Raw genomic sequence first — 14252 nt, 5'->3', positions numbered from 1 at the left:
GGCGAGAGCCTCCGGCCCCACAGAGATCCGCCCGCCCCACGCGCTCAGCCTCCGCCGCGGGCGCCCCGGCACGGTATGCCGGGGCGCCCGCAGGCGGATGACATGCCGTTTTGCGGGAACCCGGGCCCCACGAAAGGCGATGTCACAGCACGACCGGCTGAGGGTGAGCGATGGTACTGGGACTCCTCACACGCACCGTCACACGTCCGGCGGCCACCGCGGCCGGACTGGTCGCGGCCGGGCCCCGGCTGCTCGCCAGGGGCGCCGCCCCCGCGGTGGGAGCCGCAGCGGGGGCCGTGGCAGGGACGGCACGGGCCGGCGTACGGGGCGTGGACTCCGCGGCGCGTGTCGCGCGGGTCGCCCGCAACACGCTGCCCGGCCGCCCGCACCCCTGGCGGTCCGGCACCCGGACCCACCTCGCGCTGCGGCCCGAGGAGCCGGACCGCGTACGGCGGGCGGGCGGGACGGAGCGCGTGGCGCACCGGGTCGCCGCGGCGCTGGCGGAGCGCCCCGACGTGGCCCTCGCGTACTGGGACGGCGGACTGAGCAGGCTGGTGGTGACCGCCGTCGAGGACTCGGTCAGCGATCGCGTGGTGGAGAAGGCGTCCGAGATCGCGGCCCGGCACGGTCTGGCCCAGACGGACGAGGCGGTGGACGACATCGTGCACCCGGCCGACCCCGCCGGAGTACGGGCCGCCGCCGCGACGCTCGCCGTCGACGGGATCGGCATCGCGACCGCGTTCCTCGGATACGGCCTGCGCCTGCCGTCCTCACCGCGGGCGGTGACCGCGCTGGTGACGCTGGCGCGGGAGAACCCGCGCTTCCGCGGCTGGCTGCGCGCCAGGCTCGGCCGCTCGCGCATGGACCTGGTGCTCGCCGCCGCGAACGCGGCCGCCCACGGTGTCGGCCGGACCCCTACCGCCCTGATGCTCGACAGTGCGCTGCGCGCGCTCCAGCTGGCGGAGACGGTGGCTCGGGTGGCGGCGTTCGACAGGGTCCACGACGAGGTCTGTGCGCCGGAGCGGGGCAGCGTGGCCGGGGACCACCGCGCGCGCCCGCCCCTGCGCACCTCCCCGGCCCAGGAGTACGCCGCGCACGCCGAGACCGGGAGCCTGGTGGGCGCGCTGGCCACGCTGCTGGTCAAGCACGACGGCACCGAGGCGGCGGAGGCGGTGCTCGCCGGCTCTCCCAAGGCCGCGCGCTACGGGCCCGCCGCCTTCCACGCCGTACTGAGCTCCGCGCTGTCCCGCACGGGCGTCCTGGTGCGCGACACCGAGCGGCTGCGGCAGCTGGAGATGGCCGACACGGTCGTCCTGCATCCGAGCGCGCTGCGCACTCCCGGCGCGGGCGCGGACCCGTGGACCGAGGACGTGCTGGACGCGGCACGGCGCGCGGGCCTGCGGGTCGTGATGGTGGAGGACCCCGCCCTGGCCGATTTCACCAGCCTCGCCGACCAGGTGGTGCGCGACGAGCGGTCGCTGAGCGATGTGGTGAGGGGGCTGCGCGGACAGGACCACGGCGTGGTCGTCACGGTCGCCCGGCCGGGGCCGGACGACGAGGACGTACTCGCCGGGCTGCTCGCCGGTGATGTGGCCGTCGCCCTCACCGACCAGGACGGGACCGTCGTCTGGGGCGCGGACGTACTCGCCCTGCACGGGCCGGCCGATGTGTGGCGGCTGCTGCGGGCGGTACCGGCCGCGCGCGGCGTCGGCCGCAGGTCGCAGACCCTGGCCCGGTCCGGTGCCGCTCTGTCCGGGCTGCTGGTGGCCATCGGCAAGTCCCGGCGTGGCCGCCCCACGCCCTGGCCCGGACTGCGGCACACCCCGGTCGACGTGAGCGCGGCCTGGGCCCTGCTGACCGGCGTGCGCAGCGCCCTCGGGGTGTCGTTCGCCCGCGCCCCCCACCCGCGTCCGCGCGTGGCCTGGCACGAACTGGAGCACACCGAGGTCCGGGACCGGCTGGAACACGAACAGGGCCCCGAACAGACCGTGGCCGAGCAGGCCACCGGCCGTGCGCGCAAGACGATCCGCACGATGGGCAGGCAGCGCGTGTTCGCGCCGGTGAGCGGGCCGCTGCGGCTCGCCCGGGCCGTTCGCGGCGAACTCGACGACCCCCTCACCCCGGTGTTGGCCGTGGGCTCGGCCGCCGAGGCGATCCTCGGCTCCGTCGTGGACGCCCTGCTGGTCGTCGGCGCACTCGACCTGAACGCGCTGGTCGGCGGCGTCCAGCGGATGCGGGCCGAGCGGGCGCTGTCCGGGCTGCTGGCGAAGCAGACGCAGAAGGCACGTGTCACGACCGAGGAACCGGAACCCGAGCCGCACCTCGTGGACGCCGCCAAGCTCCGGCCGGGCGACCTGATCGAGCTCCGGGCGGACGACGTGGTGCCCGCCGATGCCCGTCTGGTGTGGGAGGACGGCCTGGAGGTGGACGAGTCCGCGCTGACCGGGGAGTCCCTGGCCGCCGACAAGGCGACCGACCCGACGCCGGACGCGGCCGTGCCGGACCGCCGCTGCATGGTGTTCGAGGGGACGACCGTGGTGGCCGGGCACGCCCGGGCCGTCGTGGTGGACACCGGGGACCGGACGGAGGCCGCCCGGGCCGTGGCCCTCGCCTCCCGCAAGCCGCCGTCCGCCGGAGTCCAGGCCAGGCTGCGGGAACTCACCGACAAGGCCCTGCCGTTGACCCTGGCGGGCGGCGCCGGGGTGACCGCTCTGTCGCTGCTGCGCGGCACGCCGATCCGCCGGGCGGTGAGCGGCGGCGTGGCGGTGGCCGTGGCCGCCGTCCCCGAGGGGCTGCCGCTGGTGGCGACCGTGGCGCAGCTCGCGGCCGCCCGCCGGCTGAGCCACCGTGGAGTCCTCGTCCGGGCGCCGCGCACCCTGGAGGCGCTCGGCCGGATGGACACCATCTGCTTCGACAAGACCGGCACCCTCACCGAGAACCGGCTGCGCCTGGTGCGCGTGACCGACGCCGACGGCACGGTCCGCAAGCCGGACGAGGGCGACGCCACCTTGCGCGTCGCGGCCCGCGCCTGCCCGCAGCTCAACGGCGGCTCCGACCGGCCCGTGCACGCCACCGACGAGGCCGTCCTGGACGCCGCGGGCCACGACCCGCAGTGGACCCAGACCGAGGGCCTGCCCTTCGAGGCCGGCCGCGGTTACGCCGCCGCCGTCGGCCGGGCCGAGGACGACACCCCCGTACTCGTGGTCAAGGGCGCCCCCGAGACGGTGCTGCCCGCCTGCGCCGACCTGCCGTCGTCGGCCTCGGAGACGGCGCAGCGGCTGGCCGGCGACGGACTGCGCGTCCTGGCGGTGGCCCGGCGCCCCCTGGACGCGGCGGACGAGGCGGCGCAGGTCCTGGAACAGCCCCTGGCGGAGCTGGAGTTCACCGGTCTGCTGGCCCTCGCCGACGTCCCGCGCGACACATCCACGGCCCTCGTCGAGGGACTGCGCAAGGCGGGCGTACGCCCCGTCATGCTGACCGGCGACCACCCGCAGACCGCCCGCGCGATCGCCGCGGAACTGGGCTGGCCCGAGGACACCGGGGTCGTCACGGGTGATGAGCTGGCCTCCGCGGACCGGGAGGAACGCGCCCGGATGCTGCGTGACATGGGTGTCGTGGCCCGGGTCGCGCCCGAGCAGAAACTCCAGGTCATCGAGGCGCTCCGGGACGCCGACCGGGTGGTCGGCATGGTCGGCGACGGAGCCAACGACGCCGCGGCCATCCGCGCCGCCGACATCGGCGTCGGCATCAGCGCCCGGGGCTCCGCGGCCGCCCGCAACGCGGCCGACCTGGTCCTCACCGACGCCGACCTCACGGTCCTCATCGAGGCCGTCGCCGAAGGGCGGGCCCTGTGGCACAGCGTCGCCGACGCCATCGCCATCCTGATCGGCGGCAACGCCGGCGAGGTCGGCTTCGGCCTCCTCGGCACCCTCCTGTCGGGCGCGTCGCCCCTGTCCACCCGCCAGATGCTGCTGGTCAACCTGTTCACGGACCTGTTCCCGGCCATGGCGGTGGCGGTGACGCCGAAGGAGGCGGAGGCCGGGGGCGCGGAGTCGGCGGTATCGGCCGACGGCCAGGCCGGCCACGGCGACCCCCTCGCCCCCGAAGGCACCGAGCCCCTCGGCACTTCCCTCCTCGGCGCCCCTCTGATCAGCAAGATCCGGCACCGCGCCCTGACCACCACACTCGGCGCGACGTCCGCCTGGCTGGTCGGCCGCTTCACCCCGGGCACGGCCCGCCGCTCCACCACGATGGCCCTGTGCGCGGTGGTCGGCACGCAGCTCGCGCAGACCCTGGCCGCCCGCCGGGGCAGCCCGCTCGTCCGCGTCACCGCCCTCGGCTCCGCGGCCGCGCTCTTCGTGCTGGTCGAGACGCCAGGCCTCAGTCACCTCTTCGGCTGCACACCGCTGGGGCCGGTCGCCTGGACGGGCGTCGCCGCGTCCATCGCGCTCGCGGTGGCCGGCCAGCGCGCCGTGCCGTACCTGGAACGGGCCGTTCTGCGGTATCTGCCCACGGGATGATCCGGCCGGCCGAGGCGGGTGTGCCAACCGGGGGGGGGGCGGTCAAACGGACCGGTGGTACTGGTCCGGCACATGCACGTCCCCGCCCAGCTCCCGTGCCGCATGCCGCGCCCACGACGGGCTGCGCAGCAGCTCGCGGCCGAGCAGGACGGCGTCCGCCTCGCCGTTCGCGACGATCTTCTCGGCCTGTTCGGCGTCGGTGATCAGCCCCACCGCGGCGACCGGCAGCGAGGTCTCGGCCTTCACCCGAGCGGCGAACGGCACCTGGTAGCCGGGACCGACAGGGATGCGGGCACCGGAGGCGTTGCCGCCGGTGGAGACGTCGAGCAGGTCGATGCCGTGGGCCTGGAGGTCGGCGGCGAAGCGGACCGTGTCGTCGGCGGTCCAGCCGTCCTCGTCCAGCCAGTCGGTCGCCGAGATGCGGAAGAACAGCGGCTTGTCGTCCGGCCACACCTCCCGTACGGCGTCCACGACCTGGAGCGCGAAACGCGTGCGGTTCTCGTACGAGCCGCCGTACTCGTCGGTGCGGTGGTTGGAGTACGGGGAGAGGAACTCGTTGATCAGATAGCCGTGGGCGCCGTGGATCTCAGCGACCTCGAATCCGGCGGCGAGGGCCCGGCGCGCGGCGTCCGCGAACTGACCCACGATCTCCTGGATCTCGGCGACCGTCAGCTCACTCGGCACCGGGTGCCCGTCGGCGAACGCGACCGCGCTCGGCGCGACCGGCTGCCACCCGTGCGCGTCCGGCCCCACCGGCCCACCGCCTCGCCACGGCTGGTCGGTCGAGCCCTTGCGGCCGGCGTGGGCCAGCTGGATCGCCGGCACGGTGCCCTGCGACACCAGGAAACGCGTGATCCGGCGGAACGCCTCGACCTGCGTGTCGTTCCAGATGCCCAGGTCGTACGGGGAGATCCGGCCCTCGGGGCTGACCCCCGTGGCCTCGACGATGATCAGCCCCGTGCCGCCGGCCGCACGGGCCGCGTAGTGCGCGAAGTGCCAGTCGTTGGGGGCGCCCATGTCGGGGCCGTCCGGCGCGGCCGAGTACTGGCACATCGGGGGCATCCACACCCGGTTCGGGATCGTCATATCGCGCAGGGTGTAGGTCTCGAAGAGCGCACTCACGGCGGACTCCATTCGTCACGGGGACCAGCGGTCGACTCGTACGATAGGCATCGTAGTACGGGAAGTGTCAAACTACGAGAGATCTCGTACAATGAGGGAAGTCGAGTGAAGTGAAGTGGAGCCGCCGTGACCAGCCCCGCTGTCAGCAGCCGAGACCTCCCGCACCCCGCGCGTGAGGAGATCCGTCTGGAAGGCGTGCTGCACGCGCTCTCCGACCCGATGCGGCTGAGAATCGTGCGAGAGCTCGCCGCCGTCGGCGACGAGCTCTCCTGTTCGCACTTCGACCTGCCCGTGACCAAGTCCACCACCACGCACCACTTCCGGGTGCTGCGCGAGAGCGGTGTGCTCCAGCAGGTCTACCGGGGCACGGCCAAGATGAACGGCCTGCGCAAGGACGACCTAGACGGCCTCTTCCCGGGACTCCTCGACTGCCTTCTCGACGCCGCCGCCCGCCAGGCCGTCCGCCTCGGCGGTGCCTGAACCGGCCTTCGCGGGCAGGTGGTTGAAGAGCAGGTTCAACACGATCGCCGTCAGGCAGCCCGCGCTGATCCCGCTGTTCATCACCGTCTGGAACCAGTCCGGGAACTTCGCGTAGACCGTCGGCACACCGACCGGCAGCACACCCATGGCCACGGAAACGGCCACCACCGTCAGATTGTTGTTGCCCTTGAAGTCCACCTGGGTGAGGGTCCTCAGGCCGCTCGCCGCCACCGTCCCGAACATCACCAGACCGGCACCGCCCAGTACCGGCGCCGGTATCGCCGCCACCACCGCGCCCAGCTTGGGCAGCAGGCCGAGCAGCACGAGAATGCCGCCCGCCGTCGCGACCACCCAGCGGCTGCGCACGCGGGTCATGCCGACGAGCCCCACGTTCTGCGCGTACGCCGTGTACGGGAAGGTGTTGAAGACACCGCCCAGCACCGTCGACAGGCCGTCGGCGCGCAGGCCGTCCGAGAGGGAACGCGGCGAGATCTTGCGGTCCGTCATCTCCCCGACCGCGATGAAGTCGCCGGTCGTCTCGGTCATGGTCACCAAAGCCACAACCAACATCGAGAGGATCGCCGAGAACTCGAAGGTGGGCGCCCCGAAGTGGAACGGCGTGCTGATCCCGACCCAGTCCGCGTCCCCGACCCCACCGAAGTCGGTGAACCCGAACGGCACCGCCACTGCGAGCCCGACCACGATGCCGATCAGCACGGCGATCCGGCTCAGGAACACCGGCGCGAACCGCTGCACACCGAGCACCACCGCGAGCACGAACGCGGCCAGCGCGAGGTTCTTCGGCTCCCCGAAGCCGGGTGAACCGACGCCGCCCGCCGCCCAGTTGCCCGCCACCGGCAGCAGCGAGAGGCCGATGATCAGGATCACGGTGCCCGTGACGAGCGGGGGGAAGAATCGCAGGAGCCTGCCGAAGACCGGCGCCAGGAGCACGATCGCGAGCCCCGCGACGATCACCGAGCCGTAGATCGCGGGCAGTCCGCCACCCGTGGTGCCGATCAGCACCATCGGCGACACGGCGGCGAACGTACAGCCCTGCATGATCGGCAGCCGCACGCCGAACCGCCAGAAGCCGATGCACTGGATGAGGGTCGCGATGCCGCACACCAGGAGGTCGGCGGTGATCAGGTACGCCAGGTCGGCGGGGGACAGTTTCATCGCGCCGCCGACGATCAGGGGTACGGCGAGCGCGCCCGCGTACATCGCAAGTACATGTTGGAGGCCGAAGGCGGCCAATTGGCGCGCGGGTGGGACTTCGTCGACGGGGTGTACGGGCGCGGTTGTGGTCATGGGCGAGACCGTAATCTCCTTGAACAGTTTGTTGATTTCGGAGGCGTTTCCGGTGCGTGTCCCGCCTAAAGGGCGCTTCCGTGCGCAGCGTTCATCAGGGACTGCCAGTCAGGGAGCTTCACCACACCCCTGCCCAGCGACGCCCCCAGCTCCGCCTCCGCCCGCTCGATGGCGCACCAACCCGTCCACTCGACCGGCTCGATCCCCTCGGCGCGCAGGGCCGTGAGCGGGTCCTCGGGCAGTTCCCTCCGCGCGAGCGCGGACGCGTCCTCCAGCAGGGACGTCACCGTCTCCTTCGCGCACGGGCGGTGGTGCCGATCACCCCCGTCGGGCCCCGCTTGATCCAGCCCGCCACGTACTCGCCCGGCGCCACCGCGCCCTCGCGCAGTACGCGACCGGCGAGATGCGGCACCGTGCCGGTCGCCGGGTCGAACGGCAGTCCCGCCAGCGGTACTCCGCGATAGCCCACCGAGCGCAGCACCAGCTCGGCCGCCATGTCCTCGTACTGGCCCGTGCCCGTCACGCCACCCTGCCCGTCGGGTGCCGTCCGCTCGAAGCGCACCGCGGCCACGCGCCCCTCCTCGGCGAGGAGTTCGACGGGGCGCAGGAAGAAACGCAGCCGGATGCGGTGGCCGGCGTCCTGCGCGGGGGACTCGGCCCAGCCGCGCAGCACCTCCACGTTGCGGCGCTGCGCGGCCGGCAGTCCGGAGGGGTCGGCGTAGGCCGGATCCAGCGCCAGCTCTGCCGGATCCACGGTCACCTCCGTGTCGGGCAGGGTGCCCAGCTCCCGCAGCTCCTTGGTGGTGAAGCGGGCCTGTGAGGGGCCACGCCGCCCCACCATGCTGATGTCGGCCACCCGGCTCGCGGCGAGGGCGGTGAGCGCTGCCTGCGGCATGTCGGTGGGGCTCAGCTCGGCCGTGCCCCGCGCCAGCATCCGCGTGACGTCCACCGCGACGTTCCCGACGCCGATGACGACCGCCGACCGCGCGCCGAGCACGAATCCGTCGTCGACGGCGTCCGGGTGGGCGCTGTACCAGGACACGAACTCGGTCGCCGACCAGCTTCCCGGCAGGTCCTCGCCGGGAATCCCGAGGTGCCGGTCGGTGGCGGCGCCCACGCAGTACACGACCGCGTGGTACAGCTCCCGCAGCCGCTCGATCGGCATCCCGCCCGGTCCGACCTGGATGCCGCCGAGGAAGCGCACCCGCTCGTGCTCCAGGACCGCTCGCAGGTTGTTCTGGAGGGACTTGATCTTCTCGTGGTCCGGCGCCACCCCGTAGCGCACCAGGCCGTACGGGCACGGCAGCCGGTCCAGGACGTCGACGGACACGTCCGGATCCTGCTGTACGAGGCCCTGAGCGGTGTAGCACCCACTCGGGCCGGAACCGACGACGGCGACACGCAGCACGGCGGAACTCCTTGTCCGAGGGGCCTGCGGGGATCTTCGGGGATCTTCAGAAGTCGCTCTCGAGTCCAGCATCGCACCGCGGCCGCTCCGCTGACAGGGTGCTGTGCGCCGTACGGGAAGCGTGTTCGTTCGTATGGAATGTGATCATGAGGTTACGTTGCGTGTGTGCTGGAAGCATCCTTTCTTAATCTTTCCGATCGCCCTGTGACGGACGGTGCCGTGTCCGTGTGGCCCGCGTGGGAAGTGCGGGACGGTGCCGGTGCCACGGCGTGGTTCGAGGTCCGGCTGGAGTTCGGCGACGGCGCCCACGTCGACGCGCTCGCCGTGGTGGCGGAGGGCTGCGTCTCCATCGAGGACGTACGGGCCGAGCCCGCGCTGTCCCTCGACGACCTGACGGCGCTCGCCGACTGGATCGAGGCTCCGCTCTTCGACGCGTGCGGGATCGGGACCGAACCCGATCGCGAGGACCTCGGGCCCAGCCCGGATCGGACGGCCTGGCCGGGAGGTGTCGAGGGGCAGTGGCTCGTCGCGCAGAAATACCGTGCGGCGCAGGAGGAGGGGGCCGACCCCGTCCTCGCGGTGATGAGCGCGACGGGACACGGTCGCCGCAAGTCGCTCCGGCTGATCGGCCAGGCGCGCGACGCGGGCTTCCTGACACGGCGCCGAGCTCCCCGCTGAGCACGGCCTCGGCGGCGGACCGAGCCGACCGGGTGCGTCAGAGCATGTCCCGCATCCGCGCGATCTCGCTCGTCTGCTGAGCGACCACCTCGTCGGCCATCTCCTCGATCGCGATGTTGTTGCCCTGCCCCTTCACGTCCGTGGCCATGGTGATCGCGCCCTCGTGATGGGTGATCATCAGGGTGAGGAAGAGCTCGTCGAACGCTGCTCCCCGCGCGGCGCGCAGCTTCGCCAGCTGTGCCTCGGTCGCCATGCCGGGCATCGAGGCGTGCTGGTGGCCGTCGCTCTTGTCGGCCTTCTCGGCCTTGCCGTGCTTCTTCAGCCAGCCCTTCATGGCGTTGATCTCCGGCCCCTGTGCGGCGGAGATCCGCCCGGCGAGGGCCTTGACCTTCGCCGACTCGGCCCGGTCCGGGGCGAGTTCGGTCATCTTCAGGGCCTGGGCGTGGTGCTCGATCATCATCCGTGCGTAGGCGACGTCCGCCGAGTTGGGGGAGTCGTCCTCGGCCCGCTGCCGCGCGGCCTCCTCGGCGGACAGCATCCGGTTCGACTCGCCGGGCTTGCCCGGCGCGATCACCGAAGGCCCGCTCTGTGCGGCCGACTTGGGATCGGAGTCGGAGTCGCAGCCGCCGAGCGCGAGCACGGCCAGGGCGGCCAGTGAGGCCGTAGCGAAGCGAGCCCGGCGGAGGGTCGCCTTCGTTACATGTTCATGACCCACCCTTGAAATGTGCATGCGGACGACCATACTCGGGCGTGCGCGAACCGTTCCAGTGCGAACGGCACAAGGGAGGAAAACAGTGATCCTGTTCAGCAATCCTCGAACACGGCGCAGACGCCTGGCAGTTGCCGCTGCCGCCGCCGGACTTCTCGCCGCGCTGCTCACCGCGCAGCCGGCCGCCGCGACCCCCGACCCGGGGGACGGCCCTGTCGCCGAGCAGGAGGTCTCCGAGGGAACCCGGGCCGAAGTGCGGGAGGCTCTCGCGGACGGCGAGATACCCGGTCAGGACGAGATCGTCCACTCCGACAACATCAAGCACCTGGCCAACGTCCCCAAGGACGCGCTGCCCGGCACCAATTCGGACCTCGCCTTCCAGGGCAGGTACGCCTTCGCCGGCAACTACGACGGCTTCCGTGTCTTCGACATCAGCGACCCGACGGCGCCGAAGACGGTCGCGCAGGTCCTGTGCCCCGGCGCGCAGAACGACGTCTCCGTCTCCGGCAACCTGCTGTTCCTGTCCACCGACTCCTCGCGCAGCGACAGCAGTTGCAACAGCACCACACAGCCCGTGACCGAGAAGTCCTCCTGGGAGGGCATGAAGGTCTTCGACATCAGTGACAAGTCCAACCCGAAGTACGTCGCCGCCGTGGAGACCGCCTGCGGCTCGCACACCCACACGCTGGTGCCCGAGCGCAAGAATGTCTACATCTACGTCTCCTCGTACTCGCCGAACGCCACCTACCCGGACTGTCAGCCGCCGCACGACGGCATCTCGGTGATCAAGGTGCCGCGCAAGGCCCCCGAGAAGGCGGCGGTCGTGGGTTTCCCGGTGCTCTTCCCCGGTGAGGGTCCCGACGGCGGCGGCAACCCGGGTGCGCCCACCAACCCCGGCGTCTCGAAGACCACCGGCTGCCACGACATCACCGTGCTGCCGTCGAAGGACCTGGCCGCGGGCGCCTGCATGGGCGACGGCATCCTGTTCTCCATCGCCGACCCGGAGCACCCGACGGTCATCGACCGGGTCCAGGACAACGTCAACTTCGCGTTCTGGCACTCGGCAACTTTCAACCAGAAGGCGAACAAGGTCGTCTTCACCGACGAGTTGGGCGGCGGCAGCGCGGCCACCTGCAACGCGCAGATCGGCCCGGACCGCGGTGCCGACGGCATCTACGACGTCGTCGGCAAGGGAGACAAGCGCAAGCTCGTCTTCCGCAACTACTTCAAGATCCCCCGCCACCAGGCGGACACCGAGAACTGTGTCGCCCACAACGGCTCGCTCATCCCGGTCAAGGGCAAGGACATCATGGTCCAGGCCTGGTACCAGGGCGGCATCTCCGTGTGGGACTTCACCGATTCGGCCAACCCGAAGGAGATCGCCTACTTCGACCGGGGCCCGGTCAGCACCGACACCATCAGGTCGGGCGGCTCGTGGTCGGCGTACTACTACAACGGCTACATCTACTCGAACGAGATCGCCAGGGGCTTCGACGTCCTGAAGATCGACGACCGGCGCACGGACCCGGCCCGCTGGGTCAAGACGCGTGAGCTCAACGTCCAGACCCAGCCGGACTACTTCGACTGACGGTCCTGGTCCCCGGGGGTGGCCCCGGTGGCGAAGTACCGCGACAGATCCGTGTCGCACGTCCCGCCGGGCCCGGCCTCCGAGTCCGGCGGGGCTCCACTCTCCCACTCCAGCCGGTAGCGCTTGAACAACTCGGCCCGCAGCACCGGCACGGGCATCGGCACCCCGGGCACCAGTGCCGCGTAGACCGCTCCCATGAGCAGCGCGCGCAGCATCGGGTAGTCGGCGTCGACGTCCCGCGAGCCGTACCGTACGCAGGTGTCCCGCAGCAGCTCGGCCAGGCGCCGCTGCTCCGGGCACTGCACGAAGCCCTCGGACTGCAGGATCCCCGCCATGTGCTGGCGCATCAGCACGGGCCGGTCCCGGGCCAGGCCCAGGATCGCGTCGATGACCCGGGCCATCCGCTCCCGGCCGTCCTCGGTGCGCGGCTCGCGCTCCAGAGCCTCCTCCAGCGTGCGGTGCATCAGCCGGTGCACGGCGGACTGCACCAGCTGACGCTTGCCGGGGAAGTAGTACGACACCAGGCCGCGCGCCGAGCCCGCCCTGTCCGCGATGTCGCCCAGCGTGGTGGCCTCGTAGCCGCGCTCGCCGACCAGCTCCACCGCGGCCTGCAAAAGCCGCTCCCGGGAACGCCGCCGCAACTCTTCATTGACCGAGGCGCTGCGCGGGGACATGCTGGAACTCCTGCGTTGACTGGCTATCAGCCAACTATACTCAGCAGGTCCGGCCCGGCCTATGTGCGGCCTGGTCGGGGTTGCCGTCTGCCCTGGGCGACGCGGGGGATCGTCCAGGGCGGGCTCGACCCCTGAGCCCGGATGGTGGCCGGAGGCTACTTGTCCGTCCGGGCAGCAGCGCTCACGAGATCCAGCACCGGCCGCAATCCGTCCGGCCGCTGAGCCGCCGGTAGGTGGTCCACGAAGTGCACCGCGCAGCCCAGGGCCGCAGCACCACCGTCCGCCCGCCGGTTGTCGCCGACCATCACGACGTCACGCGGATCGGCGTCGAGCTTCGCGCAGGCGGTCGCGAAGAGGCGCGGGTCGGGCTTCTGGATGCCGTGTTCGTACGACAGCACGTACGCGTCCACGTACGGATCGAGTCCGTGCTCCCGGAAGACCGGCCGCAGATCCCAGCCGATGTTGCTGACCACTCCGATGCCGATGCCCCGCTCGCGCAGCGTCCCCAGCACCTCGGCCGCATCCGGGTACGGGTCCCACGCGGCCGGTGCCATGTGGCGGTCGTAGAGCACGTCGTGCAACCGGTCGTCGGGGAGCTGCACATGCCGGGAGAGTCCGGTGTAGGCGGCCCGGTGCAGCTCCGCGCTCTTGTCCCGCACCCCCCAGACGCTCGCGACGTCCTCGGGCAGCCAGGAGGGATCGATCCCGCCCGGCAACGCCCCCATCACCTCCAGCGCCTGCGCCGCCTTGACCAACTCGGCCTCGGCGAGTTCCACCTGGGCCTCGGCGAGCGCTCCGCGCAGCCAGGACTCGGTGGACTCGACACGGAAAAGGGTTCCGGAGAAATCGAACAGAACTGCGGTCATGGCGCGGATCCTACGGGGCCGCGTTCCACCGCGCGGGAAGATCGCCGCAACAGCGCACGCGGACGGTTCAGCTCCGCTGACGGGCGTGCACCCGCACCGCCAGCACCACGACCAGCGCGCCCAGCAGCCAGCCGCCGACGACGTCCGTGGGCCAGTGGACGCCGAGCCACACACGGGTCAGACCGACACCAGCCACGGAGATCACAGCCACGGCGGCGGCCGTACGCCACAGGGCGCGTGCGACGCCGTAGTGGTGCAGGAGCCACAGCAGCAGCCCGCACACGACCGTGGCCGTCATGGCGTGGCCGGAGGGGAAGGCGGCGTAGTGGGCGGAGTCGACGGGGTCGGGCCAGACGGGGCGTGGGCGGTCGACCACGGCCTTCAGGGTCTGCTGGATCGCTGTGGCGAGCGCACATGTGGCCACCAGCCATACGGCCGTCCAGCGGGCAGCTCTGCGCCACACCAGCCAGATCGCGACCGCCGCGGCCAGGATGCGCATGGTCCACGGATCCCAGACCCAGTCCGTCAGGATGCGGAACGCCTGCGTGACGCCGGCCTCGTCGACCGCCCAGCGGTGTGTGGTCTCGGCGATGTCGCCGTCCAGGTTCATCAGCGGGTACCACCGGACCGCGACCAGGGCGAGCAGCAGCGCGGAGCACAGGGCCAGGACACCGGCCCAGCGGGCGGTGCTGCGCTCGGCCGGCGGGTGGGGCGGGGACTCGACGGACTGCGTGTGCATACTGTGATCCTCGCCGACCGATGGGGCCAGAGGCCAATGCGGGGGTGGGTTTGCGACGCCCGCCACAGGAGAACCCGGCTGTTCCCGGGGCGGGCATCAGGGTAGGGAGCCGGCCCCCGGGCAGCAGCCCGGCCGTCCCGGCGCCCCGCTGCCACGTTGT

Annotated in this window: 10 protein-coding genes and 1 pseudogene; 4 read left to right on the top strand and 7 right to left on the bottom strand. The window is 72.2% G+C overall.

Going from position 1 to position 14252, the window contains the following annotated elements; translation table 11 throughout:
- Nucleotides 1–170 precede the first annotated feature (170 nt).
- Entirely contained in the window at nucleotides 171–4520 is a 4350-nt protein-coding gene (locus AB5J49_RS04285) for an HAD-IC family P-type ATPase (RefSeq protein ID WP_369167126.1), read from the top strand.
- A 42-nt stretch (nucleotides 4521–4562) separates the two neighbouring features.
- Here the strand turns inward: AB5J49_RS04285 and AB5J49_RS04280 are convergent, their stop codons facing one another.
- Nucleotides 4563–5642 carry an NADH:flavin oxidoreductase/NADH oxidase gene (locus AB5J49_RS04280; RefSeq protein WP_369167125.1) on the bottom strand — a complete coding sequence of 360 codons (1080 nt, stop codon included), beginning with the start codon at nucleotides 5640–5642 and terminating at the stop codon, nucleotides 4563–4565.
- Nucleotides 5643–5768: 126 nt separating this feature from the next.
- Here AB5J49_RS04280 and AB5J49_RS04275 point away from each other — a divergent pair, with 126 nt between their 5' ends.
- Nucleotides 5769–6122: an ArsR/SmtB family transcription factor gene (locus tag AB5J49_RS04275; RefSeq protein WP_369167124.1), complete on the top strand. Its 354-nt coding sequence runs from the start codon at nucleotides 5769–5771 to the stop codon at nucleotides 6120–6122.
- On the opposite strand, the gene AB5J49_RS04270 is transcribed toward AB5J49_RS04275, so the two are convergent.
- Complete coding sequence (locus AB5J49_RS04270; protein ID WP_369167123.1) at nucleotides 6042–7430, bottom strand: nucleobase:cation symporter-2 family protein; 1389 nt, start codon at nucleotides 7428–7430, stop codon at nucleotides 6042–6044. The genes AB5J49_RS04275 and AB5J49_RS04270 overlap by 81 nt on opposite strands.
- 65 nt (nucleotides 7431–7495) lie before the next feature.
- A pseudogene (locus tag AB5J49_RS04265) lies at nucleotides 7496–8838 on the bottom strand (FAD-dependent oxidoreductase).
- A gap of 219 nt (nucleotides 8839–9057) precedes the next feature.
- Here AB5J49_RS04265 and AB5J49_RS04260 point away from each other — a divergent pair.
- Nucleotides 9058–9516 carry a DUF6214 family protein gene (locus tag AB5J49_RS04260; RefSeq protein ID WP_369175039.1) on the top strand — a complete coding sequence of 153 codons (459 nt, stop codon included), beginning with the start codon at nucleotides 9058–9060 and terminating at the stop codon, nucleotides 9514–9516.
- Nucleotides 9517–9553: 37 nt separating this feature from the next.
- Here AB5J49_RS04260 and AB5J49_RS04255 read toward each other — a convergent pair whose 3' ends face one another.
- Nucleotides 9554–10246, bottom strand: coding sequence for a DUF305 domain-containing protein (locus tag AB5J49_RS04255; RefSeq protein ID WP_369167122.1), 693 nt, complete (start codon nucleotides 10244–10246; stop codon nucleotides 9554–9556).
- A gap of 64 nt (nucleotides 10247–10310) precedes the next feature.
- Between AB5J49_RS04255 and AB5J49_RS04250 the strand changes: the two genes are divergently transcribed.
- Nucleotides 10311–11813 carry an LVIVD repeat-containing protein gene (locus tag AB5J49_RS04250; RefSeq protein WP_369167121.1) on the top strand — a complete coding sequence of 501 codons (1503 nt, stop codon included), beginning with the start codon at nucleotides 10311–10313 and terminating at the stop codon, nucleotides 11811–11813.
- Here AB5J49_RS04250 and AB5J49_RS04245 read toward each other — a convergent pair.
- The 3 genes from AB5J49_RS04245 to AB5J49_RS04235 all read right to left on the bottom strand — a co-directional run bounded on the left by AB5J49_RS04245 (nucleotide 11801) and on the right by AB5J49_RS04235 (nucleotide 14092).
- Nucleotides 11801–12487: a TetR/AcrR family transcriptional regulator gene (locus AB5J49_RS04245; protein ID WP_369167120.1), complete on the bottom strand. Its 687-nt coding sequence runs from the start codon at nucleotides 12485–12487 to the stop codon at nucleotides 11801–11803. The two genes, AB5J49_RS04250 and AB5J49_RS04245, sit on opposite strands and share 13 nt — an antisense overlap.
- 155 nt (nucleotides 12488–12642) lie before the next feature.
- Nucleotides 12643–13353, bottom strand: coding sequence for an HAD family hydrolase (locus AB5J49_RS04240; RefSeq protein WP_369167119.1), 711 nt, complete (start codon nucleotides 13351–13353; stop codon nucleotides 12643–12645).
- Between the two features lie 67 nt (nucleotides 13354–13420).
- Nucleotides 13421–14092 carry a phosphatase PAP2 family protein gene (locus AB5J49_RS04235; RefSeq protein WP_369167118.1) on the bottom strand — a complete coding sequence of 224 codons (672 nt, stop codon included), beginning with the start codon at nucleotides 14090–14092 and terminating at the stop codon, nucleotides 13421–13423.
- Between the last annotated feature and the right edge of the window lie 160 nt (nucleotides 14093–14252).

It is taken from the genome of Streptomyces sp. R28, from assembly GCF_041052385.1.
In the GTDB taxonomy this organism is placed as follows: Bacteria; Actinomycetota; Actinomycetes; order Streptomycetales; family Streptomycetaceae; genus Streptomyces.
Note: the sequence above shows the minus strand (reverse complement) of the source record. Positions and strands in the feature narration are given on the sequence as shown.

Coding starts and splice junctions, on each gene's coding strand:
- AB5J49_RS04240 (WP_369167119.1), bottom strand. CDS start 13,353: ATGACCGCAGTTCTGTTCGATTTCTCCGGAACCCTTTTCCGTGTCGAG.
- AB5J49_RS04270 (WP_369167123.1), bottom strand. CDS start 7,430: ATGACCACAACCGCGCCCGTACACCCCGTCGACGAAGTCCCACCCGCG.
- AB5J49_RS04235 (WP_369167118.1), bottom strand. CDS start 14,092: ATGCACACGCAGTCCGTCGAGTCCCCGCCCCACCCGCCGGCCGAGCGC.
- AB5J49_RS04245 (WP_369167120.1), bottom strand. CDS start 12,487: ATGTCCCCGCGCAGCGCCTCGGTCAATGAAGAGTTGCGGCGGCGTTCC.
- AB5J49_RS04255 (WP_369167122.1), bottom strand. CDS start 10,246: ATGCACATTTCAAGGGTGGGTCATGAACATGTAACGAAGGCGACCCTC.
- AB5J49_RS04285 (WP_369167126.1), top strand. CDS start 171: ATGGTACTGGGACTCCTCACACGCACCGTCACACGTCCGGCGGCCACC.